At 69.6% G+C, this 22,696-nt stretch carries 18 protein-coding genes and 1 tRNA gene; 9 read left to right on the forward strand and 10 right to left on the reverse strand.

Annotation, left to right across the window (positions count from 1 at the left end):
• Window positions 1–6: 6 nt before the first annotated feature.
• Window positions 7–1,119 carry a DUF4192 family protein gene (locus tag AB0O65_RS01395; RefSeq protein WP_363382430.1) on the reverse strand — a complete coding sequence of 371 codons (1,113 nt, stop codon included), beginning with the start codon at window positions 1,117–1,119 and terminating at the stop codon, window positions 7–9.
• Window positions 1,120–1,281: 162 nt separating this feature from the next.
• Here AB0O65_RS01395 and AB0O65_RS01400 point away from each other — a divergent pair, with 162 nt between their 5' ends.
• Both AB0O65_RS01400 and cls read left to right on the forward strand, forming a co-directional pair.
• Entirely contained in the window at window positions 1,282–1,455 is a 174-nt protein-coding gene (locus AB0O65_RS01400; RefSeq protein ID WP_177243884.1) for a hypothetical protein, read from the forward strand.
• Window positions 1,456–1,499: 44 nt separating this feature from the next.
• Window positions 1,500–2,963: a cardiolipin synthase gene (cls, locus tag AB0O65_RS01405; protein WP_071644867.1), complete on the forward strand. Its 1,464-nt coding sequence runs from the start codon at window positions 1,500–1,502 to the stop codon at window positions 2,961–2,963.
• Window positions 2,964–3,013: 50 nt separating this feature from the next.
• Here the strand turns inward: cls and AB0O65_RS01410 are convergent, their stop codons facing one another.
• Genes AB0O65_RS01410 through AB0O65_RS01430 form a run of 5 tightly spaced genes read right to left on the reverse strand, consistent with a single transcriptional unit; the run spans window position 3,014 to window position 10,286 of the window.
• Window positions 3,014–5,071 (reverse strand): alpha-galactosidase, encoded by a 2,058-nt coding sequence (locus AB0O65_RS01410; protein ID WP_363382433.1) that lies wholly within the window; start codon window positions 5,069–5,071, stop codon window positions 3,014–3,016.
• Complete coding sequence (locus tag AB0O65_RS01415) at window positions 5,068–6,402, reverse strand: sugar ABC transporter substrate-binding protein (RefSeq protein WP_363382436.1); 1,335 nt, start codon at window positions 6,400–6,402, stop codon at window positions 5,068–5,070. Before AB0O65_RS01415 ends, AB0O65_RS01410 begins: the two co-directional genes overlap by 4 nt.
• A 28-nt stretch (window positions 6,403–6,430) precedes the next feature.
• Entirely contained in the window at window positions 6,431–7,336 is a 906-nt protein-coding gene (locus AB0O65_RS01420) for a carbohydrate ABC transporter permease (RefSeq protein ID WP_363382439.1), read from the reverse strand.
• Complete coding sequence (locus AB0O65_RS01425) at window positions 7,333–8,274, reverse strand: sugar ABC transporter permease (protein ID WP_363382442.1); 942 nt, start codon at window positions 8,272–8,274, stop codon at window positions 7,333–7,335. The genes AB0O65_RS01420 and AB0O65_RS01425 overlap by 4 nt, the downstream gene beginning before the upstream one ends.
• Window positions 8,271–10,286: a beta-galactosidase gene (locus AB0O65_RS01430; protein WP_363382444.1), complete on the reverse strand. Its 2,016-nt coding sequence runs from the start codon at window positions 10,284–10,286 to the stop codon at window positions 8,271–8,273. Before AB0O65_RS01430 ends, AB0O65_RS01425 begins: the two co-directional genes overlap by 4 nt.
• A gap of 143 nt (window positions 10,287–10,429) precedes the next feature.
• On the opposite strand from AB0O65_RS01430, the gene AB0O65_RS01435 reads away from it, so the two are divergent.
• A complete protein-coding gene (locus AB0O65_RS01435; RefSeq protein ID WP_363382447.1) occupies window positions 10,430–11,440 on the forward strand; it encodes a LacI family DNA-binding transcriptional regulator in 1,011 nt (336 codons plus the stop codon).
• A gap of 43 nt (window positions 11,441–11,483) precedes the next feature.
• On the forward strand, window positions 11,484–12,197 hold the full coding sequence (locus AB0O65_RS01440; RefSeq protein ID WP_363382450.1) for a hypothetical protein: 714 nt from the start codon (window positions 11,484–11,486) through the stop codon (window positions 12,195–12,197).
• Between the two features lie 21 nt (window positions 12,198–12,218).
• On the opposite strand, the gene AB0O65_RS01445 is transcribed toward AB0O65_RS01440, so the two are convergent.
• Window positions 12,219–13,217, reverse strand: a complete 999-nt coding sequence (locus AB0O65_RS01445) for a diacylglycerol kinase family protein (RefSeq protein ID WP_363382453.1) — start codon at window positions 13,215–13,217, stop codon at window positions 12,219–12,221.
• A 75-nt stretch (window positions 13,218–13,292) separates the two neighbouring features.
• Between AB0O65_RS01445 and serS the strand changes: the two genes are divergently transcribed.
• From serS to AB0O65_RS01465, 4 genes are all read left to right on the forward strand, one after another.
• Window positions 13,293–14,609 carry a serine--tRNA ligase gene (gene serS, locus AB0O65_RS01450; protein WP_363382456.1) on the forward strand — a complete coding sequence of 439 codons (1,317 nt, stop codon included), beginning with the start codon at window positions 13,293–13,295 and terminating at the stop codon, window positions 14,607–14,609.
• Complete coding sequence (locus AB0O65_RS01455) at window positions 14,606–15,400, forward strand: HAD hydrolase family protein (RefSeq protein ID WP_071644863.1); 795 nt, start codon at window positions 14,606–14,608, stop codon at window positions 15,398–15,400. Before serS ends, AB0O65_RS01455 begins: the two co-directional genes overlap by 4 nt.
• Before the next feature lie 125 nt (window positions 15,401–15,525).
• Window positions 15,526–15,610: transfer RNA gene (locus AB0O65_RS01460), tRNA-Ser, on the forward strand.
• A 23-nt stretch (window positions 15,611–15,633) separates the two neighbouring features.
• Window positions 15,634–16,884 carry an LCP family protein gene (locus AB0O65_RS01465; RefSeq protein WP_191712172.1) on the forward strand — a complete coding sequence of 417 codons (1,251 nt, stop codon included), beginning with the start codon at window positions 15,634–15,636 and terminating at the stop codon, window positions 16,882–16,884.
• A gap of 28 nt (window positions 16,885–16,912) precedes the next feature.
• On the opposite strand, the gene AB0O65_RS01470 is transcribed toward AB0O65_RS01465, so the two are convergent.
• From AB0O65_RS01470 to rhaI, 3 genes are read right to left on the reverse strand one after another with little or no spacing between them, the layout of a single operon-like run.
• A complete protein-coding gene (locus AB0O65_RS01470) occupies window positions 16,913–18,331 on the reverse strand; it encodes a rhamnulokinase family protein (RefSeq protein WP_363382460.1) in 1,419 nt (472 codons plus the stop codon).
• Window positions 18,328–20,364, reverse strand: a complete 2,037-nt coding sequence (locus tag AB0O65_RS01475; RefSeq protein WP_363382462.1) for a bifunctional aldolase/short-chain dehydrogenase — start codon at window positions 20,362–20,364, stop codon at window positions 18,328–18,330. The genes AB0O65_RS01470 and AB0O65_RS01475 overlap by 4 nt, the downstream gene beginning before the upstream one ends.
• 37 nt (window positions 20,365–20,401) lie before the next feature.
• Window positions 20,402–21,565 carry an L-rhamnose isomerase gene (rhaI, locus tag AB0O65_RS01480; RefSeq protein WP_363382465.1) on the reverse strand — a complete coding sequence of 388 codons (1,164 nt, stop codon included), beginning with the start codon at window positions 21,563–21,565 and terminating at the stop codon, window positions 20,402–20,404.
• 131 nt (window positions 21,566–21,696) lie between these two features.
• Between rhaI and AB0O65_RS01485 the strand changes: the two genes are divergently transcribed.
• Window positions 21,697–22,695 (forward strand): LacI family DNA-binding transcriptional regulator, encoded by a 999-nt coding sequence (locus tag AB0O65_RS01485; protein WP_313479254.1) that lies wholly within the window; start codon window positions 21,697–21,699, stop codon window positions 22,693–22,695.
• Window position 22,696: the final 1 nt, after the last annotated feature.

A 22,696-nucleotide genomic window follows, 5' to 3' on the forward strand; every position in this document is an offset into this window, starting at 1 on the left:
GGACCGTCATGGCCTGCGCAGCGCCCACTCGGGCAGCATGGCCGCCGCGAGGATGCTCGAGATGAGCGAGGCCATGCTGTGGCCGGGCTCGAGGCGCAGCGCTTCATCGACGTAGGTGCCCGCGTGCGATGAGCGACCCATCGCCCATGACAGCCACGCTGCGGCGGTGAGCGCGCCGACCTTGGCGTGCCGCGGCGCACGCGCCGCCGCGGAGCGCACCACCTGCAGCGCGCATCCGAGCCGATCGAGATCCGGCCGCGGGCCGCGGCCCATGAACACCTCGCCGATGGCATCCGGCACCGTCGTGCGGTCGCTCGAGAAGGCGAGCTGAGCGTCGAACGCGCGATACCCGAAGTCGAGGTCGGCCGCCCACTGCACGAGGATCGCGTCCCGCAGCGGCGGGCGGTTCAGGCACCACAGCAGAGCGGCGCACGTGAACGGATCGTCGTCGCTCGGGGAGTCGAGGAGGTGCTCGACGAAGAGCGGCAGGTCGTCGAGCACCACCTCGGCGGCCACGATCGCGATGGGGTTCTCCGAACCGGTCGCCGTGCCGTGCGTCATGTGCTCGATCGCGTCGCCGAGGTCGCGCAGGGCGCGGCCGACGCTCTCCCGCTCGACGAGGTCGCTGCGAGGCAGTTCGGCGCCGGCGAGCTGATCACCGCTGACGTCCCCGACGCCCGGCACCGCGGGAGCGGCCGGGATGTCGGCGAGCGGACGCACCTGAGGGACGTCGTCGAGGTAGTCGCCCCAGCCGTGCGGGGTGACGCACAGCGCCTCGACCACTCGCAGCCCGGCGTGGGCGCACACGTCGACGAACGCCTCGGCGAGGAACAGGTGCGGCAGCAGCAGGCCGTCGGGCACATCTGCCGGTCCGTCGTCCGTGTAGACGACGACGGCGACGGCGTCGGTGTCGGGCACCTGCAGCAGTGCGCGCAGGGCGACGTCGGCGAACCGGTCGGGATCGACGTCGCCCGCCGGCAGGTCGATGCGCATCGCGCCCTGGGTGCGCGTGCCGTGGAAGGGCAGCATGACGATGCTCTGCCGCGGGGTGAAGCCGGCCAGCGCCGGCACGAGACCGAGGAACTCGGCGGGATCTGTGGCGTGGATGATCGTGGTCATGAGGGGAGTGTGCTCGACGTCGCCGACTGCCCGCGCGGCGCCCGGTGCGTCGTCCCCGGCGGTGGTGCACAGCCGTCGACCGCGACCACGGGGTGCAGGATGGATGCGCGCGCATGCGATCTCCGTCGGCCGGCTCACCGCCGCGAGCGGTACGATGGGAGTGTGGAGAGCTTCTGGGTTGCTGCGGCGTGGTCACTTCTGCCGACCGTCGTCGTGAGCGCGGTCTTCGTGATCGTGCTCCGCGGCATCCTTCGCTTCGACCGCACGGAGCGCAGGGTGCACGCCCAGATCGAGGCCGAAGAGCGCGCTGCTCGCGGCCTGCCGCCCCGCGTCTGAGGCACCCGATACGCTGAGCCGAGGCTATCGGCAGGGGAGGGTCTGTGCTCGACGTGAACAGCTGGCCCTGGTGGGTGGTGCTCGGCTATGTCGTCATCGACCTCAGCGTCCGCGCCTTCGCGATCATCGTCGTGCCGCGCAACCGCCGCCCGACCGCGGCGATGGCGTGGCTGCTGGCGATCTTCTTCATCCCCGTCCTCGGCATCCTGCTCTTCCTCCTGATCGGAAACCCGAAGCTGCCCCGGCTGCGCAGGCGGAAGCAGGAGCAGATCAACCGCTACATCGCCGACACGGCCAGCGCCCTGCACCTCGGCTCGCTGCGCCCAGACCCGCCCGAGTGGTTCCCGCCGCTGGTCACGATGAGCCAGGCGATGGGGGCGCTGCCGCTCTCCGGAGACAACGGCGCGCACCTGATCAGCGACTATCAGACGTCGCTCGACGCGATGGCGGAGGCGATCCGCGGTGCGCAGGAATACGTGCACGTGGAGTTCTACATCCTCCAGGCCGACGCATCCACCGACAACTTCTTCCGCGCCATGGAGGAGGCGTCGGCCCGCGGGGTGCCGGTGCGAGTGCTGCTCGACTACTGGGCGAACCGCTGGAAGCCGAAGTATCGCGAGACCGTCCGCCGGCTCGAGAGCATGGGGGCCGACTGGCACCTCATGCTGCCGGTGCAGCCCCTGCGCGGCCGCATCCAGCGCCCCGACCTGCGCAACCACCGCAAGCTGCTCGTGATCGACGGCGTCGTCGGCTTCCTCGGGTCGCAGAACATCACCGACTCCTCGTACAACCTGCCGAAGAACATCCGTCTGGGACTGCACTGGGTCGACCTCATGGTGCGCGTCGACGGGCCGGTCGTGGCGAGCCTCAACGCGGTGTTCCTCAGCGACTGGTATGCCGAGACCGACTCCGTTCCGGAGGGCATCGACATCACCAGGACCGAGACGGGCGCCGGTGATCTGGACTGCCAGATCGTGCCGTCCGGCCCGGGTTTCGAGGTCGAGAACAACCTGCGCCTGTTCCTCGGACTGCTCTACGCCGCGCAGGATCGGATCATGATCGTCAGCCCGTACTTCGTGCCGGACGAGGCGCTGCTCGCGGCGGTCACCTCGGCCGTCGATCGTGGCGTGCAGGTCGAGCTGTTCGTCTCCGAGCAGGGCGATCAGGCGATGGTCTATCACGCGCAGCGCAGCTACTACGAGGCGCTGCTGCGCGCCGGCATCCGGATCTGGCTGTACCCGAAGCCGTACATCCTGCACACCAAGAGCCTCACGATCGACGACCAGGTCGCGGTGATCGGCTCGAGCAACATGGACATGCGCTCGTTCGGCTTGAACATGGAGGTGTCGATGCTCGTGCGAGGCGAGGAGTTCGTCGATGAGATGCGCGTCGTCGAAGACGACTACCGCTCGCTCAGCCGCGAGCTGACGCTGGAGGAGTGGATGCAGCAGCCGCTGCGCTCGACGGTGCTCGACAACCTCGCCCGGCTCACCTCCGCCCTGCAGTAGCACTCCGCCCTGCAGGAGCCCCTCCGCCCTGCAGCAGGACGCAGCCGCGGTCAGGCGGTGACGTGCAGCACGAGCGCGCTGCCCGGCGTCAGCAGCGGCATCGGCAGACCGATCTCCTGCAGCACCCGGCCGGGCAGGCGCACACCCTCCGCCAGCCAGGGCGGCGGAGCGTCCTGCACGGTGCGCGAGGGCTCCCCGACATCGAGCAGACGCACCTCGTAGCCGCGGTCGGGATCCAGCCCGATCAGCCGCACGGGGGCGGGCAGAGCGGTGTCCGTGCGGTCGATCACGGCCACCGAGAACAGGGCCTCGGAGCGATCCTGCGCGACCACGCCGTGGGCGAGCACCGCCGGATCGGGGCTGTCGATGCGCACGGCACGGCCCCGGTGCAGCAGCGCACGGTGCCGACGGTGCAGCTGCGTCCACCTCCGCACCAGCTGCAGGTCGGCGTCGGTGAGCCGGGTGAGGTCCGATTCGATACCGGCGTGACCGAACAGGGCGGTCGCGAAGCGGAAGCCGAGCGCGGAGGTGCGACCGGTGAAGTGCGCCGTCGCGTCGCCGAGATGACTGCCGAGGTACTCCGGAGGGACGAGCACTCCCGTCCAGCGCTGGATGCGCTGCCGGTCGATCGGATCGTTCGTGTCGCTGGTCCACACCCGCTCCACCCGGCGCAGGATGCCCAGGTCGATGCGCGCACCGCCCGAGGCGCAGGATTCGATCTCGACCTCGGGATGCGCGGCGCGGAGTCGGTCGAGCAGCGCGTACAGGGCGCGCACCTGCGCGCCGGAGTCGGGTGCCAGCAGATCGCGGTTGTGATCCCACTTCAGGTAGGCGATCGGGTGAGCGCGCAGCAGCGCGTCGAGGCGCTCGAAGAGGTGCGCGGCGACCTCTGGACGGTCGAGATCGAGCACATGCTGCCACCGCCAGGTCGTCGTGGCGGGGTCGGTGAGCAGCCAGTCGGGGTGGGCGCGGGCGAGCTCGGAGTCGAGGCTGACCATCTCCGGTTCGACCCAGAGGCCGAACTCCATGCCCGCCGCGCGCACCCGCTCGATGAGCGGCCCGAGTCCGTGCGGCCAGCGGTGCTCGTCGACGATCCAGTCGCCGAGCGCCCGCCGGTCGTCGGTGCGGCCGCGGAACCAGCCGTCGTCGAGCACGAACCGCTCGACGCCCACCTCGGCTGCACGCGCGACCAACGGCGTGAGCCGCTCCGGCGACTGGTCGAAGTAGACCGCCTCCCAGGTGTTGAGGGTGATCGGCCGCTCACGACCGATGGTCGACCACGACCGGATCCACGGGTGCAGCCGGTCGGACAGGCCGTTCAGGCCGGCATCCGACCACACGGCCACGACCTCGGGCGAGACGTACTCGGCATCCGGGTCGAGCTGCTGCCGGCTGAGACGCTCGCCGCCCCCGAGCACGGTCGGACCCAGATCGGTGCGCTCGAACCACTGGGCGACGTCGCCGCTCCAGGCCACGTGCACGGCCCAGATCTCCCCCGATTCGAAGTCGAACCCGGGGGTGCCGGCTGCCATCAGGAAGGGGGAGTCGTGGCCACCGCGTCCGTGACGTGTCTCGCGCAGCCACAGGCCGTGTCCCGGCGTGAGTCGCTGCGGCTCGCGCTCGTGCACCCAGCGGCCGGAGAAGTCGAGCATCTCGCGCGCCCGCGCCGGCAGGGGCAGCACGGCGGCGACGGCATCGAGTGCCAGGGGATCGTCCGAGGTGTTGCGCACGGTGGTGCGCTGGGTGAGCACGCCCTGGGCGGTCAGGGTGAGGTGGATGCTGATCAGCGCCGCTCCCCACGTGCAGCTCACGAGCAGCGTGTCAGCGTCACGACTCGTCGAGACAGCGTGCGGCGTGCTCGGAGCGGGGACGATCGACACCGCGGGCCTGCCCGACCAGCCCTCCGCGAGGGCGGGAACGAGCGTGAGCCGCAGCGGGGCGTCGAGCGAGCTCGGGCCCACCGCCGGAATCGCCGCGTCTGCCAGCGCAGCGAGCTGCTCGTGCGAGAGTGCGCCGAGGTCGCGACCCCAGTGCACGATCGCGGGCACCCCCTCGCCGCGGGAGTCGAGCACGAGGCTGACTCCCGCGGCGCGCAGGTGGTGGATCACTCCGCGACCGGGATCGACTGCGCCTTCAGGGTGTCGATGGTCGAGGCCTGTGCATCGCTGAGCGCGTCGAGCAGGGTGCTCTGACCCGTGACGGCCTTCTGGAACCCGTCGGAGACGTCGGCGTAGGTCTGCGTCATGGTCGGGCCCCACACGAAGTCGGGGTCGACCTGCGTGGCGGCTTCGGCGAACACGTCGTAGATCTTCTGCCCTCCGTAGAACTCCACGCCCTCCTGCAGCGCCGGCAGCGACAGGCCGTCGGTGGTGGCGGGGTAGATGTTCGCCGACGTGTTCAGCGCGGTCAGCGCCTCATCGGAGGTGTTCAGCCACAGGGCGAACTTCGCGGCCTCGTAGAGGTGGTCGGTTCCCTTGAACACGGCCACCGACGAGCCGCCCCAGTTGCCCGAGCTCTCGCCGCCCTGCTCCCACTGCGGCGAGGGCGCGACCGACCAATTGCCGGCCGTGTCCGGTGCCCCGCTTGAGATGGAGTTGGCGCCCCAGACCGCCGAGTTCCACGTCCAGATCTGGCCGGAGTTGTAGGCGTTGTTCCACTCCTCGGTCCACGCGGGAACGGTCGCGACGAGGTCTTCGTCGAGCAGCTCCTGCCAGTAGTCCGCGACCTGGGTCGATGCCTCACCGGTCAGATCGACACTCCAGGCGTCGCCGTCGTTGTTGAACCAGTGCCCGCCGTCCTGCCAGACCAGGCCGGCGAACTGGTTGATGTCGGCGGTCGAGAAGTTGGTGATGTAACCGCCGGCGGCGCGCACCTTCTTCGCGGCCTCCTTGTACTCCGCCCACGTGGTGGGAACCTCGATGCCGTTGGCTTCGAACAGGTCGGAGCGGTAGAACAGCGCCATGGGGCCGGAATCCTGCGGCACACCGTAGACGCCGTCGCTGCTGCCCAGGGTGACCTGGCCCCAGGTCCACGGGATGAACTCGTCCTCGGCGGCGATCACGTCCTCGCATGCGGCGAGGTTCTCGAGGCCGTCCTGCACGCGGAAGCTCGACAGGGCGTCGTACTCGATCTGGCCGAGGTCGGGTGCGTTGCCGGCCTTGAGCTGGCTGAAGAAGCTCTGGTACGTGCCGGAGTTTCCGTTCGGTCCCGTCTGGACCTTGACCTGGATGTCGGGGTTCGCGTCGTTCCACTGCGCGACGACGTCCTCGATGCCGGGGATCCACGAGGTGAACTCGAGGGTCACCGGGCCGTCGGCGGGCGTGCAGGCGGCGGCGTCAGCGCCGTCGCCCGTGCCGGGGGTGGATGCCGAGCAACCGGCCAGCGTGAGAGCGCTGAGCAGTGCGACGCCGGTGGCGACTGCCTTCTTGGTGTGCTGCATGATCTTCCTATCTCGGGTGAGGGTGGTGTTACTTGACGGATCCGGTTCCCAGGCCGCCGCGCCAGAAGCGCTGCAGCAGGAGGAACGCGATGATGAGCGGGACGATGGAGAGGAACGAGCCGACGAGGACGTACGTGCGCAGCTCGGGGATCTGGTTCAGCTGGGTGTTCCACGCGTACAGACCGTAGGTGAGCGGGAACAGCTCCTGACTGCGCAGCATGATCAGCGGCAGGAAGAAGTTGTTCCAGATGGTCACGAACTGGAACAGGAACACGGTCACCAGCGCGGGGGTCATCAGCCGCGCGGAGATGGTGAAGAACGTGCGCACCTCGCCCGCGCCGTCGAGGCGGCCCGCTTCGATGAGCTCGTCCGGCACCGAGGCGGCGGCGAAGATGCGGGTCAGGTAGACGCCGAACGGGCTGACGATGCTGGGCAGCAGCACCGCCCAGTAGGTGTTGGTGAGGTTCACCTGGCTGAACAGCAGGAACAGCGGCAGTGCGAGGGCGGTGGCCGGCACGAGCACGCCGCCGAGCACGACGTTGAAGAACACCTCGCGCCCCCGGAATGGGTACTTCGCCAGCGCGTAGCCGCACATGCCCGCGAATGCGGTGGCCAGCAGCGCACCCAGACCCGCGTATCCGAGGCTGTTGAGGATCCAGCGCAGGTAGATGCCGTCGTTGTAGGCGAACAGCGCCCCGACGTTCTCGAACAGGTTCCAGTCGGCGAACCACAGCGGGTTCGTGGTGAGCAGATCGCTGCGGTCCTTGGTGGAGGAGATGAACAGCCACCAGATCGGCACGAGGAAGTAGAGCGTGAACACGCCCATGATCAGCAGGGCAGCGCCGCGCGAGATGATGCTCTCGCGCGGACCGCGGGCGCTGCCGCGCGGTCGGTCTTCGGCGGTGACGCCGCGGTGGAGGGTCAGCATGCTCATTGCTGCACCTTTCGCTGGGAGCCCCGCAGGACTGCGAATGACAGGACGAAGGTGGCCAGGGCGAGCACGACGGAGAACGCGGCGGCCAGGTTCGTGTTCGGGATCGAGCTGGTCGCGTAGATCATCATGTTCGGCGTGAACGTGCTCGACACGGCCGAGCTGAACGAGCGGAACACCTGCGGCTCGGCCAGCAGCTGCAGGGTGCCGATGATCGAGAACACCGTGGTCAGCACGAGTGCGGGGGCGACCATGGGGATCTTGATCGACCATGCGATGCGGATCTGCCCGGCTCCGTCGAGTCTGGCGGCCTCGTACACCTCTGCCGGGATCGCCAGCAGGGCCGAGTAGATGATCAGCATGTTGTAGCCGACGAAGACCCAGGTCACCACATTCGCGATCGACCAGAGCACCGCGCCGGGGGAGAGGAAGTCGACCGCGCGGGTGACGTCGGTGAACGGCGACAGGTTGGGCGAGTACAGGAAGCCCCACATGATGGCCGCGATCACACCGGGCACGGCGTAGGGGGCGAAGAACGCCAGGCGGAAGAACCGCTTGCCCTTGAGGATGGGCGAGTCCAGCAGCAGGGCGAACAGCAGCGCGAGGCCGAGCATGATCGGCACCTGCACGACGCCGAACAGCAGCATCCGGCCGACGGATGCCCAGAACTCGCCGCTCTCGAAGACCTGCACGTACTGCTGCAGACCCCCGAACACCTGCCGCGGGGCGCCGTAGGTGCCGTCGCGCTCGATGACCTGCAGCGACTGCCAGACCGCATAGCCGATCGGCAGCAGGTAGAACAGCAGGAACAGCGCAGCGAAGGGGCCGATGAAGAACGTGATGGCGCCGCGGTGCCGCGCACCTCGACGGCGGCCGTCTCCGCGACGGGCGCCGCCCCGCGGTCGCGTGCCGCGGGTGACGAGCAGTTCGGTGGTGGTCATGCGATCGGCTCCTCTCGGATGACGCGCACAGCGCCGGCCGGCACCGTGATCGCCTCGGCGACCGCGGATCCGGTGATGAGATCGGTTCCCGTCGCGTCCACCCGTGCGGGCTGCGCACCGTGGTTGATCGCGAACAGGTAGGAATGGTCGGCGCCGTGCCGGCGCACGAGCTCGAGAGCGGCGAGGTCTCCCTCGACGCGTGCGGGGGCGCTGACTCCGGCTTCGGCGATGAGCTCGCCGATCAGCCGGCGCCGGCCTTCGGCATCCGGCAGGGTCGCGAGGTACCACGCGGCACCCTCGCCCCACGCGTTGCGGGTGATGGCGGGCGCGCCGTCGGCGGCGCCGCCGACGAATGCGGCGCGCACCTGCGCGGTGGTGGCGCGGCCGCGCTCCGACCACAGCGACGCGTTCGTGCCGTCGCTGAGCGTGAGCACGGTGCCGGGTGCGACCGGCGCGAACTCCTCCACGCGCACGCCGATGGCGTCGCGGAAGGGGCCGGTGTACCCGCCCGTCCAGACCCGATCCTGCTCGTCGACGGTGCCGGAGTAGAACGTGATCAGCGCGGTGCCGCCCGCGGCGACCCAGTCGGTGATCACCGCGGCGTCCGCGGCGCTGACCAGGTGCAGGCCGGGGACGATGACCAGGCGATAGCCGCTGAGATCTGACCCCGGGGCCACCATGTCGACCGTGATGCCCAGATCGTGCAGCGCCGAGTGCAGCGCGTGCGCCTGATCGAGGTAGCCGATGGCCTGGCTCGGGCGCGCGTCGGTATGCGTGGCCCACCACGCCTCCCACGAGAACACCATCGCCACGTCGGCCTGCACGCGCGAGCCGGCCACTTCGCCGAGGCGGTCGACGATCCCGCCCAGCTCCACGACCTCGCGCCACACCGCGCTGTCGGTGCCGGCGTGCGGCAGCATCGCCGAGTGGAACTTCTCACTGCCCTGCACCGAGGCGCGCCACTGGAAGAAGCACACGCCGTCGGCGCCGCGGGCGACGTGGGTGAGGGAGTTGCGGGTGAGCTCTCCGGGCGACTTCGGCAGGTTCAGCGGCTGCCAGTTGACCGCGCCGGTGGAGTGCTCCATGAGAAGCCACGGCGCGCCGCCGCTGAGTCCGCGGGTGAGATCGGCGTTGAACGCGAGTTCGGCTGTCGGGTCGCCCAGGCGGTGGTCCAGGTAGTGGTCGTTCGCGATGACGTCCATGTCGGGCGCCCACGACCAGTAGTCGAGGTTCTCGATGTGGGTGGTGACCATGAAGTTGGTCGTGATCGGTCGGTCGCTGAGACCGCGGATCACATCCGCCTCGGCGCGGTAGTGCGCGAGCAGCTGGTCGGAGCTGAAGCGGTGGAAGTCGAGCATCTGTCCCGGGTTGCGCAGCGACAGCGTCGCGCGGGGCGGCAGGATCTCGTGCCATTCGCGGTAGGTCTGGCTCCAGAACGACGTGCCCCAGGCGGTGTTGAGGGCGTCGATAGAGCTGTATCGCTCGCGCAGCCAGGTGCGGAACGCCGCGGCGCTCTCGTCGCAGTAGCACAGCGCGTTGTGGCATCCGAGCTCGTTCGAGACGTGCCACAGAGTGACGGCGGGGTGAGCGCCGTAGCGGTGCGCGACCTGCGCGACGAGCGCGAGTGCAGCCTCGCGATACACGGGTGAGCTGGGGCAGAACGCCTGCCGACCGCCGGGGAAGCGACGGGTGCCGTCTTCGGCCATGGGCAGGATCTCGGGGTGCGCGGTGGTGAGCCACGCCGGGGTCGAGGCCGTGCCGGTGCCGAGGTTCACCCGGATGCCGGCGGCGTGCAGTCGCGCGATGATGTCGTCCAGACGGGCGAAGTCGTATTCGCCGCGGCGTGGCTCGATGTGCGACCAGCCGAAGATGTTGACGGCGACGAGGTCCACTCCGGCCTCGCGCATCAGGGCGATGTCCTCGTCCCACACCGCGGGCTCCCACTGCTCGGGGTTGTAATCGCAGCCGAAGGCGATGCCGTCGTGGGTGAATCGGCGGGCGGGGGGCGTCATGCATTCCTCGATCTGTGAACGTGCACAGCGCCAAACACGGGGGATCGGCGCTGATTCTCTGTGAACGTGAACAGAGTAGGCACGCCGGGAACACGGTGTCAAGAACAAATCTGGGTCTGTGCGCGTGCACATACGATGGAGCCATGGAACGCAAGCGCCGCGCGACGGTGAAAGATGTCGCGATCGAGGCAGGCGTCTCGCGGGGCACGGTCAGCCGCGTCCTCAACGGGCAGCCGTACGTCTCAGACGAGGCGAGGGCCGCCATCGACGCCGCCATCGCCAAGGTGGGCTTCGTCCCCAACAACGCCGCCCGCAGTCTGGTCATGCAGCAGTCCAAGGCCATCGGCCTGATCGTGCACGAGCCGCATTCGCTGTTCATCGAGGATCCGAACATCGGCGCGATCCTGCTCGGCGCCAACGCGGCCCTCTCCGGCGCGGACTATCAGCTCTCGTGTCTGATCGCCGACACACCCCGTGACATCGAGCGCCTCACCCGTTATCTCACCGGCGGGCTGATCGACGGGGTCATCATCGTCTCCGCGCGCGAGGGCGATCCCATCACGAAGGCCGTGGCACGGCTCGAGATGCCGGCGGCCTTCGTCGGGCACCCGCACGACATCGGCGACGCCGCCTACGCGGCGATCGACAATCGCGGAGCCGCGCGCGAGATCACACGACGTCTGGTCGGCACCGGGCGCAGCCGAGTGGGGATGATCGCCGCGGCGCTGGATCGCGATTCGGGAGCCGACCGTCTCGCCGGCTTCGTCGACGCCCTGGGCAACGACTTCGATCCGCAGCTGGTGCAGCGGGTGCCGCTGTACTCGTACTCCGACGGGCAGGAGGGCATGCGCGCCCTGCTGCGCGACCACCCCGACATCGACGGAGTGTTCGCGTCCAGCGACGCCGTGGCCGCAGGGGCGATGGAGGTGCTGCAGTCGTCAGGACGAACCGTGCCCGGCGACGTCGGGGTGGTCGGCTTCGACGACAGCTCGTGGGCGCTGCGCTGCGATCCGCCCCTGTCGACCGTCCGCCAGCCGGCGGGCGAGCTCGGCCGAGTCGCCGCCGAGTCGGTGCTGGCGCAGCTGCGCGGCGAGGATGCCCGAGCGCACCGCCGGATGCTGACCTGCCCGGTGGTCTGGCGCGGATCGGCCTGACACCGCTTTGGGACGGTTGTGGCGGGCGTGACACCATCAGGGTATGACTCGCTCCCGAACCCTTCCCGTCGTCGCGACGCTCGCCGCCGTCGCCCTGCTCTCGACGGGGTGTGCAACGCGGCCCGGCTCCGACGCGCCGACGAGCTCCCGCGCGCCGAGCGGAGCCTCGAGCGCACCCGTCGCCGACGGGGTCAGCGAGGTCGAGGTGGCGTGGATCGACGGCGGTCGCGCCGTCGCCCTGCTGACCTGGGGGTCGTCATCGTGCGAGCCGACGGTCGACGACGTCAGCGCAGCGAAGCAGGGCATCCGGGTGATCCTCGCCGCGAGCGGCGAGAAGGCATGCACCGACGACCTGGCGCCGAGGGCCCTGATGGTGCCGGTGCCGGAGGGGGTCGATGTCACCTCGGACGTCGAGGTCGAGGTCGTGCACGGGCAGCGCACCGACATCGCCGACCTGGAGGCCCTCGCCGAGACCCCGCAGGGGCAGACCGATTTCCAGCCGACGGCGAGCTGGTACGACGACGGCGGCCTCGTGCTGCTCACGTGGGGATCCAGCTCGTGCCGGCCCGTCGTGGACGACGTCCAGGCGACGGATGCCGGCGCGACCGTCACCTTCCAGGACATCGATCGGCCGTGCACGATGGACATGGCGCCCCGCCTGACGCCGCTCTCCGTTCCCGGTGACCGCTCGGACGGGCCGTACGAGCTGACCCTGGTCGGCGGCGGACTCGACGGAGCGGTTGCGGTCGAGGGCTGACGCCCGGCTCGGAGCGTCCGCTCAGAACCCCGACGTGTCGTGGCCGTCGGGCAGCACGATCGTGAGACCGCCGCGCTGCACGCGGCACACCATGCGCACCGCCGCGCCCAGCTCGTCGCCGTCGAGCTCGATCGATGTCGGTCCGATCATCGCGGCCTCCGCCACCGCACCGCGCAGGTAGCGGACGGACGCATCGCGTCCGCGCCGCTCGAGCACCCGCCTTCCGGCCCGCGTGCGCCGCAGCACCGAGTTGTCCCACCACACCTTGCGCCAGATGCCGAGCCATCCCAGGGGCCCGGTGGCCTGGATCAGGGCGATGTCCATCGCGCCGTCGTCGAGCGAGGCATCCGGCAGCAGAGCGATGCCCGCCGGCAGGGCGCCGCAGTTGGCGAACAGCATGCTGTGCACTTTGGCGGAGTGCAGCCGGCCGTCATCGATCTGGTAGACGACACGGAACGGCTTCGCGCCGGGAAGCGAGCGCGCGGCGCCGTCGAGGTAGGCGACCCAGCCCACCGAGCGCTTGAGGTCCGGGCGGGTGTTGGCGATCATGTCGGCATCCAGTCCCATTCCCGCGAGCACGACGAATCCGTGCTCGGTGATGGTGCCGTCGGGCCGGTTCAGTCGCGCCCATCCCATGTCGACCGGGTGGGTGAATCCGGTGAAGACGGCCTGCATCACCCTCTCGATGTCGAGCAGCGGAAGCCCGAGATTGCGGGCGAAGAGGTTGCCGGTGCCGCCGGGAAGGACGGCGAACGGGATGCCCGTGCCCGCCATGCTCTCGGCGACCGCGCGGATCGTGCCGTCGCCGCCCGCGGCGAGGACGGCGGCCGCGCCGGCATCGATCGCTGCGCGGGTGACGCCCTGGCCCGGATCCTCGATCGTCGTCTCGTACACGAGCGGGGGAGCCCACCCGTGCGCCTTCGAGAGCGAGACGAGTCCGGAGCGCAGCCGCTCGACGTCCACCTTCACCGGGTTGAGGACGAGAGCCGCGTGCGCACGATCGCTCCCGGATGCCGACATGCCGCCACTCTACGACCTGCGCGCGCCGCGCCAGCGCCGCCCGGCCGCGCCCGACGCCGTCGATAGACTTGGGCCATGATCGATCTCGCCCTCCTCCGCGACGAGCCCGAGCTCGTCCGACGCTCACAGATCGCGCGCGGGAACGCGCCCGACACCGTCGACGCGGCGATCGAGGCGGACCGATCGCGCCGTGACGCCCTCAACGCGTTCGAGACTCTGCGCGCCGAGCAGAACGCCTTCGGCAAGACGGTCGCCAAAGCGCCCAAGGACGAGAAGGCGGCGCTGGTCGCTCAGGCGAAGGAGCTCGCCGACCGCGTCAAGGCCGCCCAGCAGGCCGCGAACGAGGCAGCGGATGCCGCAGCCGCAGCGCTCGAGCGCATCGAGAACGTCATCATCGACGGCGTGCCGGCCGGCGGCGAGGAGGACTTCGTCGAGCTGCGCCGCGTCGGCGACGTGCCCACCTACGACTTCGAGCCGCGCGATCACCTCGAGCTGGGCGAGATGCTCGGCGCCATCGACATGGAGCGCGGTGTGAAGGTGTCCGGCTCGCGCTTCTACTTCCTGAAGGGGGCCGGGGCGCGCCTCGAGATCGCGCTGATGAACCTCGCGCTCGACAAGGCGCTCGCGAACGGCTTCACGCCGATGATCGTGCCGACCCTCGTGCGTCCCGAGATCATGCAGGGCACCGGGTTCCTCGGCGAGCACGCCGACGAGGTGTACCACCTCGACAAGGAGGACCTCTTCCTCGTGGGCACCAGCGAGGTTCCCCTCGCCGGCTACCACAAGGACGAGATCCTCGACCTCAGCCAGGGGCCGCACCGCTATGCCGGATGGTCGACGTGCTACCGCAGCGAGGCAGGCTCGTACGGCAAGGACACCCGCGGCATCATCCGCGTGCACCAGTTCAACAAGCTCGAGATGTTCGTCTACACGACTCCCGAAGCAGCCGAGGCGGAGCACGATCGCCTCGTCGCCCTGCAGGAGGAGATGCTGACCGCACTCGGCCTGGCGTACCGGGTGATCGACGTGGCCGCAGGCGACCTCGGCTCGAGCGCTGCGCGCAAGTTCGACATCGAGGCCTGGGTGCCGACGCAGGGCGCGTTCCGTGAGCTCACCTCGACCTCGAACTGCACGACGTACCAGGCGCGCCGCCTCGACATCCGCTACCGGCCGGAGTCCGACGACGCGGCCCCGGCCAAGACGCGCTCCGTGGCGACGCTGAACGGCACCCTGGCCACCACGCGCTGGATCGTCGCGATCCTCGAGACGCACCAGCAGGCCGACGGCTCGGTCACGGTGCCCGAGGTGCTGCGGCCCTACCTCGGCGGCATCGACGTGCTGCGTCCGATCGGCTGGTCGGAGCCGTCGACTCTCCCGCAGGGCACCGAGTGAGGTCCCGCGGCCTGGTCGGGCTCGACGTCGACGGCACCATCCTGCTGCAGGACGAGACGTTCAGTCCCGGGGTCGCCGAGGCCGTCGCCGAAGTGCGCGACGCCGGCTACGAGGTCATGATCGCGACCGGGCGCAGCTGGAGCGGCACCGAGCGCTACGTCGACGAGCTCGGCCTGACCGCCGAGTACGTGGTGTGCTCGAACGGTGCAGTGGTGATGCGTCGCGTGGGCGACGGGTGGGAGCGCTGGCGCGTCGAGGTCTTCGACCCCGCTCCCGTGCTCACGCTGCTGCAGGAGACCCTCCCCGAGGCGCGATACATGGTCGAGCTGGGCTCCGGCGAGCGGCTGTACACCGACATGCTCCACGATTGGACGCTTGACGCCGGTCGTCGTGTCGAGTTCGACGAGCTCATGCAGCAGCCGGTCTCGCGGATCGTGGTCGTCTCGCCGGAGCACGACGAGGCCGACTTCCAGCGCATCGTCGCCGAGGTCGGGCTGAACGAAGTGTCGTACGCGGTCGGGTGGACGGCCTGGCTCGACATCGCACCGAAGGGCGTCGACAAGGGGACCGCCCTCGAGCGGGTGCGTGCGCAGCTCGGAACGCCGCCCGAGGACGTGCTCGTCGCGGGCGACGGACGCAACGATCTGGGCATGTTCGCCTGGGCTCTCGCCGGCGGCGGGCGCGCCGTGGCGATGGGGCAGGCGGTCGACGAAGTGAAGGATGCCGCGGGCGAGCTCACCGGCGTCGTCGAGGACGGCGGTCTGGCATCCGCTCTCCGCACCCTTCTCTGACGCACCGCCTCCAACCGCATCCCCCCAGAAGATCCCCAGGCGGCCGCGCAAGAATGGGTCGTCCTGATCGGCTTCCCCGGAACCGATAGACTCGACCCCTGACCGTCCGGTGCGAACCGGCGTCGGGAGGGTTGTCCGAGCGGCCGATGGACCTGGTCTTGAAAACCAGTGGGCAGCAATGTCCCGTGGGTTCGAATCCCACACCCTCCGCTTCCTGTCGAAAGGCCACCCGAGTGAGCACGTCCGTCAAACGACGCCAGCCCGTGGCACGTCATGGCCAGCTGCGCTCGCCCAGTGCAGTGGGGCAGCTTCTCAAGATCATCGGCGTCGTGCTCGCGGTCGTGCTCGTCAGCGGCGTGGGCGTCGCGGCGTACGTGGTCGGCGGGTTCACGTCGACCGTCAACGCGAACGCGGTCGAGCTGGAGGGCACCAAGGAGCTGCCGCCGGACATCGGCGCGTACCCCGGCGGATTCGACATCCTCCTCGCGGGTGTCGACACCTGCGAGGAGAAGTACGCGCACCTGTTCGGCGAGCGGTGCACCGGCAAGGACGCGGGCGGCACCCTGAACGACGTGAACCTGCTCGTGCACGTGTCGGCCGAGCCGCGTCGCGTCACCGCGGTGAGCTTTCCCCGCGACCTCATGCTGCCCATTCCCGAGTGCGTGGACTCGAACGGCGACACGAAGCCGGCGATGAGCAAGCAGGCGCTCAACGTCGCCTACGAGCACGGCGGTGAGAAGGGCGGCCTCAACTGCGTCGCCAAGACCATCTCCCAGCTCACCGGCGAAGACATCGAGTTCGCCGCGAAGGTCACCTTCGGCGGCGTGATCGAGATCACGGATGCCATCGGCGGCGTCGAGGTGTGTCTCGCGAACCCCATCAAGGACCGATACACCGGACTCGACATGGAGGCCGGGACCCACACGATCCAGGGGGTGCAGGCGCTGCAGTTCCTGCGCACCCGCCACGGCGTGGGAGACGGCTCCGACCTCGGCCGCATCGGCAACCAGCAGCAGTACATGTCGAGCCTCGCGCGCAAGATGATCAGCAGCGAAGTGCTCGGCAACGTGCCGGTCATGCTCAAGCTCGCCGACACCGGACTCAGCAACCTCGAGGCGTCGACGTCGCTGGCCGACCCGATGAAGATCGTGCAGATCGCCCTGGCCGTGAAGAGCGTGCCCTTCGAGGACATCGTCTTCGTGCAGTACCCGACGATGGAGGACCCGTACGACGCGAACAAGGTCGTCCCCGACGAGAGCGCCGCGACCGTGCTGTGGGATGCCATCAAGGCGAACAAGCAGCTGCAGATCACGCACCAGAACACCGAGAACGAGGGCGTCGTCGTGCAGGAGCCCGAGACTCCGGCGCCGACGGCATCCGCGACCGCAGCGCCGACACCCGACGACGTCGTCGCCCTGCCCGACACGATCAAGGGCAACTCTGCCGCCGTGCAGACCTGCTCGAACGGCAACGTGCGCGGCTGAACGCAGGGCGGGTCCCCGCATGTCGACGTCAGCCGCGGGGCGAGTACCGCGTGAGTGTGTGGGTCTCGGCGATCAGCGCCCGCAGGGCGGCGAGATCGGCGGTCCTGTCCACCGCGCCGGCGGCGCGCGCCTGCACCAGCACGTTGCCGAGAGCCGTCGCCTCGACCGGACCGGCGAGCACGTGCAAGCCGGACCGATCGGCGGTCGCCTGGCAGAGCAGCCGGTTGAGGGACCCGCCACCCACCAGATGGATGCTGTCGACGGGATGTCCGGACAGGTCAGCCGCCTGCTGCACCGCGTCGGCGAACGCGCGCGAGATCGACTCGACGATGCTGCGCGTGAACGCGGGGCGAGAGGTGGGAGCGGCCGTGCCGAGCAGCGCGGCGATGCGCGTGGGCATGTCTCCCGGTGAGCTCAGCGACGCGTCGTTCGCGTCGAACAGGGGCACGTCATCCAGGACTGCGCCTGCGGCATCCAGCAGACGGGGCAGGTCGATCGGTGCGTCGTCCTCGGCCTCCCAGGCGCGGATCGTCTCGCTGAGCAGCCAGAGACCGGTGACGTTGTGCAGGAAGCGGATGCGACCGTCGACGCCGAGCTCGTTGGTGAACCCCGCCTCGCGTGCCGCGTCAGTCACCACGGGCTCGGTGAGTTCGAGCCCGACGAGACCCCATGTGCCGCAGGAGATGTACGCCGCGTGCGGTGAGGTGAGCGGGGCCGCCACCACAGCCGACGCCGTGTCATGCGAGCCGACGGCGATGACGGGCAGGTCGGCGCCGATCCGCTCGACGAGCTCGGGCCGCAGACGCCCGATCGTCTCGCCCGGGTCGATCAGCGCGGGCAGGACGGATGCGGGGATGCTCAGCATCCGTGCGAGTTCGAGGTCCCACTGCATGGAGCGCACGTCGAGCAGCCCTGTCGTGGACGCATTCGTGCGCTCGGTCACTTGGCGCCCCGTGAGTCGGAAGGCGATGAGGTCGGGAATGAGCAGCGCGGTGTCCGCCTCGCCGAGGCGGTCGTCGACGCGATACTGGTACAGCGTGTTGAACGGCAGGAACTGCAGACCGTTGCGGCGGTGCAGCTGGTCGAACGGCACGGTCGCATGCACCGCGTCGACGCCGCGCGTCGTGCGCTCGTCACGGTAGTGGAACGGCTCGGCGAGCAGTGCGCCGTGCCTGAGCAGGCCGTAGTCGACAGCCCACGAGTCGATGCCGATGCTCTCGAGGTTCGGCTCTCGACGCACCGCGTCGGCGAGGCCTCCGAGCACGTGCTCGTACAGGGCGTCGATGTCCCAGTGCAGGCCGTCGTCGCGCCTGACCGGTCCGTTCGGGAACCGGGACACGACCTCGAGGTCGAGCCGCCCGTCGCCGACGCGCCCGATGACGACGCGGCCGCTCGTCGCCCCGAGGTCGACCGCCGCGAACGCGCGGGGCGCGGGTGCCGAAGTCATCGCAGGAACGCGGCGGCCACGCCCGAGTCGACCGGGACGTGCAGTCCCGTGGTTCGGCTGAGTTCGGGCCCCGTCAGCACGTACACGGCGTCGGCGACGTTCTCGGGCACGACTTCGCGTTTGAGGATGGTGCGGTTGGCGTAGAACTGACCGAGATCCTCCTCCGCCACACCGTAGGTTGCGGCCCGGTTCGCGCCCCAGCCGGAGGCGAAGATACCCGAGCCTCGCACGACGCCGTCGGGGTTGATGCCGTTCACACGGACGCCGTGCTCGCCGAGCTCGACCGCCAGCAGGCGCACCTGGTGGGCCTGGTCGGCCTTGGTGGCGGAGTAGGCGATGTTGTTGGGACCGGCGAACACGGAGTTCTTCGAGGAGATGTAGATGATGTCGCCGCCGAGCTTCTGGTCGATGAGCACGCGGGCGGCGGCCTTCGACACGAGGAACGACCCCTTGGCCATCACATCGTGCTGCAGGTCCCAGTCCTTCTCGGTCGTCTCCAGCAGCGGCTTCGACAGCGACAGTCCCGCATTGTTGACGACGAGGTCGACGCCGCCGAACGCGAGCACAGCCTCATCGAGCGCCGCCTGCACGGCATCCGCGTCGGCGACGTTCGCCGCGACGCCGACGGCGACGTCGGTGCCGCCCAGCTCGGCGGCGGCCGCCTGCGCCTTGGCGAGCTCGAGATCGGCGATGACGACGCATGCGCCCTCGGCGGCGAGGCGGGTGGCGATCGCCTTTCCGATGCCGCCGGCGGCGCCGGTGACGAACGCGATGCGCCCCTGGTGCGACTTCGCCTTCGGCATGCGCTGCAGCTTGGCCTCCTCGAGCGCCCAGTACTCGATGCGGAACTTCTCGGCATCGGAGATGGGGGAGTAGGTCGACAGCGCCTCGGCGCCGCGCATCACGTTGATCGCGTTGACGTAGAACTCGCCGGCGACGCGCGCCGTCTGCTTGTTCGCGCCGTACGAGAACATGCCGACGCCCGGGACGAGCACGATGAGCGGGTCGGCGCCGCGGATTGCGGGAGATTCAGCCGTCGCATGCGCGTCGTAGTACGCCTGGTAGTCGGCGCGGTACTCCGCGTGCAGCTCGTGCAGGCGCGCGATCTGCTCGTCGACGGATGCCGTGCGGGGAAGATCGAGGATCAGGGGCTTGACCTTCGTGCGCAGGAAGTGATCGGGGCAGCTCGTGCCGAGCGCTGCAAGCGCAGGTGCCTTCTCGGATGCCAGGAAGTCGAGCACGACGTCGGAGTCGGTGAAGTGCCCGACCATGGGCCTGTCGTGTGAGGCGATGCCGCGGATCGTGGGTGCCAGTGCGGCGGCGCGGGTGCGGCGCTCGGAGTCGGGCAGCGCTTCGAACCCGTCGCGGACCGCACCGAACGGCTCGCTCTTCCCGTGCTCGGCGATGTACGCCGCCGCGGTGTCGATGATCCAGAGCGAGTTCTGCTCGGACTCTTCGCTCGTCTCACCCCATGCGGTGATGCCGTGCCCACCCAGGATGCAGCCGATGGCATCCGGATGCTGCTTCCTGATCTCCGCGATGTCCAGACCGAGCTGGAATCCGGGACGACGCCACGGAACCCAGCCGACCTTCTCGCCGAAGATCCTCCGGGTGAGCAGCTCACCGTCGGCGGCGGTCGCGATGGCGATGCCCGAGTCGGGGTGCAGGTGGTCGACGTGCGCGGCGTCGACGAGGCCGTGCATGGCCGTGTCTATCGACGGGGCGGCGCCCCCCTTGCCGTGCAGGCAGTAGTCGAACGCGGCGACCATCTCGTCTTCGCGGTCGACGCCGGGGTAGACGTCGACGAGCGCCTTCAGGCGGTCGAGGCGCAGGATCGCGAGGCCCTGCTCCGTCAGCGTGCCGAGGTCTCCGCCGGAGCCCTTGACCCACAGCAGCTCGACCGGCTGACCCGTGACGGGATCGGTGTCGGTGCCCTTGGCGGAGGTGTTGCCGCCGGCGTAGTTCGTGTTCTTCGGGTCGGCGCCGAGGCGGTTCGACCGCGCGATCAGAGCCGCTGCTGTGTGGTTGGTCATCTGCGTGTCCTTGTGTCGAGTCTCGAAGGGAGAGCGCTCAGGCGCCCCACCCGGCCTGCACTCCGCCGACGCGATCGTCGGCGATCTTCTGCAGGTAGCCGGACGCGGCGAACGCGGCCATCGGATCAGCGGGGAGGCCGCGGCCCTCGCGCCATTCGGCCAGCGCCGGGCGCACGTCGGTGTAGAAGGCGTCCATGAAGACGGCATTGGCGGCCAGCACATCGCCGGACCTCTGCGCGGCGGTCAGTGCCTCGCGATCGACGAGCAGCGCGCGCGCCGTCATCTCCTGCACGTTCAGAACCGAGCGGATCTGGCCGGGGATCTTGTCCTCCACGTTGTGGCATTGGTCGAGCATGAACGCCACGTCCGGGTTGTTCAGCCCGCCACCGCGGATCACCTCGAAGATGATGCGGAACAGCTGGAAGGGGTCGGCCGCCCCCACGATCAGGTCGTCGTCGGCGTAGAAGCGGGAATTGAAATCGAACGATCCGAGCTTGCCGAGACGCAGCAGCTGCATCACGATGAACTCGATGTTCGTGCCGGGGGCGTGGTGGCCGGTGTCGAGACAGACCATGGCGCGCTCGCCCAGTGCCGCCACCTGCGCGTAGGACGTTCCCCAGTCGGGAACGTCGGTGTGGTAGAACGACGGCTCGAAGAACTTGTACTCGAGCACCATCCGCTGGGCGTCGCCGAGGCGCGCGTAGATCTTCTGCAGCGAGTCCTGCAGGCGGTCCTGGCGGCCGCGCATGTCAGCCTGCCCGGGGTAGTTCGAGCCGTCGGCGAGCCAGATCTTGAGGTCGCGGCTGCCCGTGGCATCCATCACGTCGATGCACGCGAAGTGGTGGTCGATCGCCTTCTGGCGGATCGCGGCGTCTTCGTGGGTCAGGGCGCCGAACTTGTAGTCGTCGTCCTGGAAGGTGTTCGAGTTGACGGTGCCGAGCGTCACGCCGTTGTCCTCGGCGTGGGCGCGGAGCGCGGTGAAGTCGCTCAGGTCCCACGGGATGTGCAGCGCCACCGTCGGGGCGAGCGCCGTGTAGCGGTGCACCTGCGCGGCATCCGAGATCTTCTCGAACGGGTCGCGCGGGGTGCCCGGGGTTCCGTAGACCTTGAATCGGGTGCCGGAGTTGCCGAACGCCCACGAGGGGAGCTCGATGGACTGCTGCGCGAGGGCGGCGAGATGATCGGCGTTGAAGATGCTCATTGTGCGTGCTCTCTGACTGCGGGTGAATCGTTTCAAGAAGAGTATGACATGAGCCGTCGCGTGTCAAAGCTCGGGACTCCGGCGGATGGCGAGTGGGTAATGTTGTGGGCCGGGAGAACCGAGGAGGTCGCATGGGCGTGAGTGTGCGCGATGTGGCGCGCCAGGCCGGCGTGTCGGTGGGCACGGTCTCGAACGTGCTCAATCACCCGGAGAGGGTCACGCCGCAGACCGTCGAACGTGTGCAGCGGGTGATCGCCGAGATCGGGTTCGTGCGCAACGACGCCGCGCGTCAGCTGCGTGCCGGGCGAAGCCGGTCGATCGGCCTGGTCGTGCTCGACATCGGCAACCCGTTCTTCGCAGAGGTCGCGCGCGGCGCCGAGGATCGTGCGGCGCAGGCCGGCATGACGGTGCTCGTGGGCAACAGCGACGAGTCGTCTGACCGCGAGCGCCTGCACCTCGCGCTGTTCCGCGAGCAGCGTGTGAACGGCGTGCTCGTCACACCCACCACCGACAACCTCTCGCTGTTGCACGGACTTCTCGACAGCGGGGTGCCCGTCGTCCTCGTCGACCGGCAGGTCGAGGACGGCGGATTCACCTCGGTGGCCATGGATGACGTCGAGGGCGGGCGGATGGCGACCGCCCATCTGCTCGAGATCGGTCGTCGACGGCTGGCCTTTGTCGCGGGACCGCAGTCGATCGGTCAGGTCGCCGACCGCCTGCAGGGTGCGCGCGCGGCGGTGAACGACGTGCCCGGCGCCTCCCTCGAAGTCGTCGAGAGGTCGGCTCTCAGCGTGCTGCAGGGGCGCCTCGCGGGGGAATCGCTGCTCGAGCGTGCGCCGGCGGACCGACCGGATGCCGTCTTCGCCGCGAACGACCTGCTCGCCGTCGGACTGCTCCAGTCGTTCGGGGTGGCGGGCGTTCGGGTGCCCGACGACATCGCACTCGTCGGTTACGACGACATCGACTTCGCCACGGCGACCATGGTGCCGCTGAGCTCGGTGCGTCAGCCGGCGCGCATGATCGGCGAGGCCGCGGTGGAGCTGCTGCTCGGTGAGATCTCGGGCGAGCCACGCGGGCGCGCGGTCAGGTTCCAGCCCGAGCTCGTCGTGCGGCAGTCCACCGCTGGCTGAC

Origin of the sequence: Microbacterium sp. NPDC077391 (assembly GCF_040686955.1) — a bacterium.
Taxonomy (GTDB): domain Bacteria; phylum Actinomycetota; class Actinomycetes; order Actinomycetales; family Microbacteriaceae; genus Microbacterium; species Microbacterium commune.